The sequence below is a fragment of the Arsukibacterium sp. genome, from assembly GCF_033722355.1.
Taxonomy (GTDB): Bacteria; Pseudomonadota; Gammaproteobacteria; order Enterobacterales; family Alteromonadaceae; genus Alishewanella.
The window spans coordinates 1-3,561 of the sequence record NZ_JAWVZF010000220.1 but is presented as its reverse complement, the minus strand read 5'-3'; the positions used below and the strand labels follow the sequence as shown (position 1 = coordinate 3,561).

Sequence of the window (3,561 nt, the reverse complement as noted above, 5' to 3'; positions counted from 1 at the left end):
GGTGTTTAGCCAGGGTGTTGTTCGGCAGCGACCACCGGCGTTTTAGTGGTGATGGAGTCCAGGCCATGACCGCCCGGGCCTTGCTCGGTGCGCCACAGCTTATAGGAGAAGTATAAGCCTAACGAGGCCAGTATGGTGTAAAACCACATGCCCGGCGTATAACCATCTATGTTTTCCGGCCCTGCCAGATAGATGTCGTTTAAGTAACCGACTGCCAGGGGCACTATGGCCCAGCCAATCTGCTGACAGAACGTCATCAGCGCATAAGCACTGCCCAGCCGGCGGCTGTCGACGATATAAGCGACTGAGGGCCACATCACCGCCGGGATCAGTGAAAACACCATACCCAGCAGCAAAATCACCAGCAGCAGGGTCAGTGGGACCACGGCGCTGCCAATAAACGGGATCATGATGTTGACATCAGGGCCCGCAGGCAGATAGGTGACCATTAAAAACAGCGGCAACATGACCAGCGAGCCCGCTGCCATAAATAGCGCACGCTTACCGACGCGGTCTACCCAGAGCCCGAATAACGGAGTGGCAATAATGGCAGCAACCGGCAACAGGCTGCTTAAAATGCCGGCAGCTTCACGATCCAGGCCATGGGCCTGCTGAAAATAATCAATAGCGAAACTGCGAAACGGAAATACCGTGGCATAAAACACCACACAAAGCGCGACGATGTACCAGTACGAAGCACTGAAGGAGTACAGGCTTTTAAATTCCAGCTTATCTGTGCTGTCCGCTGTGCCTAAGTCATAACGGCCTTCTGCCCGGCGCTCTAAAATCCAGTACAAAATGGCGGCAGTAACAGAAATACCAGCGACTGCCGTTGCCAGCCAGAGTGGATCCTGCCAGTTGGTATATAGCGGGCTGGCAAAACCAGTAGACCAGTCCGCCGATGCCGATCCCAGTCGTGAAATGGACAAGTTTATACCGAAGGCAAAACTCAGCTCCTTACCTTTAAACCATTTGGCCAGCACAGTGGTTGCCGCAACGATTAGCGGCTCTGCGCCCAGGCCCAGCATAAAACGGCCGGCAAACATGGTCTCAAAATTCGGACTTATTGCGGTCACTACGGCGGCGACCAGACAAATTAGCGCAAACAACGTAATGGCTTTTTTGGTACCCCAGCGGTCAATAATATAGCCACCTAACAACAGCACACAAAGCGCGGCGATGTTATAGGCTGTCGATAGCCAGCCAATTTGCTGATAACTGAAATTACGTTGCTCGCGCAGTAAATCGACAATCGGCCACAGCGAGTCGTAAATATAATAGTTACCAAACATCGCCAGGCTGACAAATAATAATACCATCCATCGATAAAAAGATGACGGCTGCGGCAAGGCCGCCAATGAATTCGGATATGAAGCTGAATTAGTGGAAATACTCATGCAGGTTGCGTCTCGTTATTAGTTGGTGCCGGTGGCACCAAAGTATTATGACGCTGACCACTCTAACCGAGGGGCCAGCGCTTAGCAATAACTTAGCAAATAGCGCCAGGCGGCGCTTAGCACCGCGTGGTTAATCAGTACCGGTTGTGGCAAGGGTGTTATGGCGCCACTGGTGCCAGAGCACCAGCGCTAAACTTATACTGCGCAGCAGCATAAACACAGACAATGCCGCCCACAGTGCGTGGTTTTGCCAGCTTTGCAGCAGATAAAAGCAGCCGGCAAAGCCGAGCAGGGCAATAAACATGCTGTTACGTAGCGTTTTGCCCTGGGTAGCGCCGATAAATACGCCATCGAGAAAATAAGCCCAGCAAGCCAGCAGTGGCAGCAGTATCATCCAGCCCAGATAAAGCGCTGCCTGCTGCTGCACCGCTGGCAAGGATGTCAGCAAAGAGACAAAATGAGTACCAAACAAACCGTACCCGCCACTAAACATCGTCGCCAGCAATAAGCACCAGATTGCTAACAGCCCAAGCGTGTTGCCAAGCAGATGGCTGTCGCGCGCACCAATTGCTTTACCCACCAGACTTTCGGCGGCATAAGCCAGACCGTCCATTGCGTAGGAGACCAGCATTAAAAAACTCAGCAATACGGCATTGGCAGCGACCGTATTATCGCCATAAGCTGCCCCCTGAAAAGCGATAAACACAAACACACTTTGCAGGCATAAGCTGCGCAGGAAAATATCGCGGTTAAGCGCAAATAGCCGCTGTAATCCCGTTAGCCGGACCAGATGGCTGCCGGTAGCCCTGATTAACGTTGTGGCCAGCTGTCTTAGTGAGCAAGGGTATGGTGACGCCTGAGCCAGGCTTTTCAGCAGCAAATAGCCACCGAGCAGCAGGCCGCCATAATCAGCCAGCACCGACGCTGCGGCAATGCCGGCAACCTGCCAGCCAAAACCCAGGACAAATATTAAATCGAGGATGATATTCAGCAGATTGGTAATAATCAGCATTGCCATCGGGTAGCGGGCATTTTGCCGGCCTAAAAACCAACCCATTAATACCAGGTTTACCAGCGTTGCCGGCGCGCTCCAGATCCGGATGGTGAAATAAAGCCCGGCCTGATAATTTACCTCAGCACTGGCATCACTGAAGCTAAAAGCCAGTTGGGTCAGAGGCCATTGCAACATTAGCAGCAGCATAGCCAGCAGCAGCGCCACTAACAAACTCTGGCTTAAACAGTTTAACTGGCCTGCTATATCATTGGCACCATAGGCCTGAGCCGTCAGACCGGTGGTGCTCATCCGTAAAAAACCCAGTAAAAAGAATAACAGACTGATTAAACTGGAGCCGAGCGCCACGCCGCCTAAGTACCAGGCGTGGGCCAGATGGCCGCTTACTGCGGTATCGACCAGTGCCAGCAGCGGCACTGACAAATTTGACAGCACCATGGGCAGGGCAATGGCCGCGACTTTCTTTTGCAGCGGCGCATTTAAAAATAGTGACAGCAAACCCGGACCTTGTCAGATGAAAATCAGCGGTTATGATACACGTCCTGCAACCTGACACCAGCTCGTCATTATCCGGGCAAGTCAGTATACTGTGACTTTGCTGCTAGCGGACATCGCATGTGATTGAGTATAAATCGGCTGGATTTTATCAAAGTTGCTTTGCGCTGTGCCTGGCAGCAATAGTGGTATTTGCAAATCTGCATCTGTTGCAACCGCTGTTGCCACAACTTAGCCGCGATTTTCAAATAAGCCCGCTGCAGGCTAACCTCAGTTATATCATTACCACGCTGGGGCTGGGTATATCATTACTGGTTTATGCCTCTTTATCCGATGCCTGGGGTCGCAAGTCGCTGTTATTAATCACATTGTCTGGCATGACAATTAGCACGCTGGCGCTGACTCAGGTAGACAGCTTCACCGGATTAGTGTTCTGGCGGGCTGTGCAGGGCCTTTGTCTGGGAGGGCTGCCGGCTATTGCTATTGCCTGGATGGGCGAAGAATATACCACACCGGCGCTGGTGAGCGCAGTGGGCTTCTATATCAGCGCGAGCTCGTTAGGCGGTATTGGCGGTCGCTTACTGGCGGGCGGGCTTGCTGATTGGGGCCACTGGCAATGGGTATTCTGGCCGATGGCGCTGTTAAGTGCGGTCAGTT

3 protein-coding genes are annotated in these 3,561 nt (G+C 52.6%); 1 reads left to right on the top strand and 2 read right to left on the bottom strand.

Features of this window, described 5'->3' with window-relative positions; genetic code table 11:
• Positions 1 to 5: 5 nt before the first annotated feature.
• Both R3177_RS13935 and R3177_RS13930 read right to left on the bottom strand, forming a co-directional pair.
• The gene (locus tag R3177_RS13935; RefSeq protein ID WP_318971619.1) at positions 6 to 1,397 is read right to left on the bottom strand and encodes an MFS transporter; all 1,392 of its coding nucleotides are present in this window, start codon (positions 1,395 to 1,397) and stop codon (positions 6 to 8) included.
• 130 nt (positions 1,398 to 1,527) lie between these two features.
• Positions 1,528 to 2,907 (bottom strand): MATE family efflux transporter, encoded by a 1,380-nt coding sequence (locus R3177_RS13930; protein ID WP_318971618.1) that lies wholly within the window; start codon positions 2,905 to 2,907, stop codon positions 1,528 to 1,530.
• A 119-nt stretch (positions 2,908 to 3,026) separates the two neighbouring features.
• Here R3177_RS13930 and R3177_RS13925 point away from each other — a divergent pair.
• Positions 3,027 to 3,561 (top strand): MFS transporter (locus tag R3177_RS13925; protein WP_318971617.1); only part of this gene is annotated, 535 nt, incomplete at its 3' end.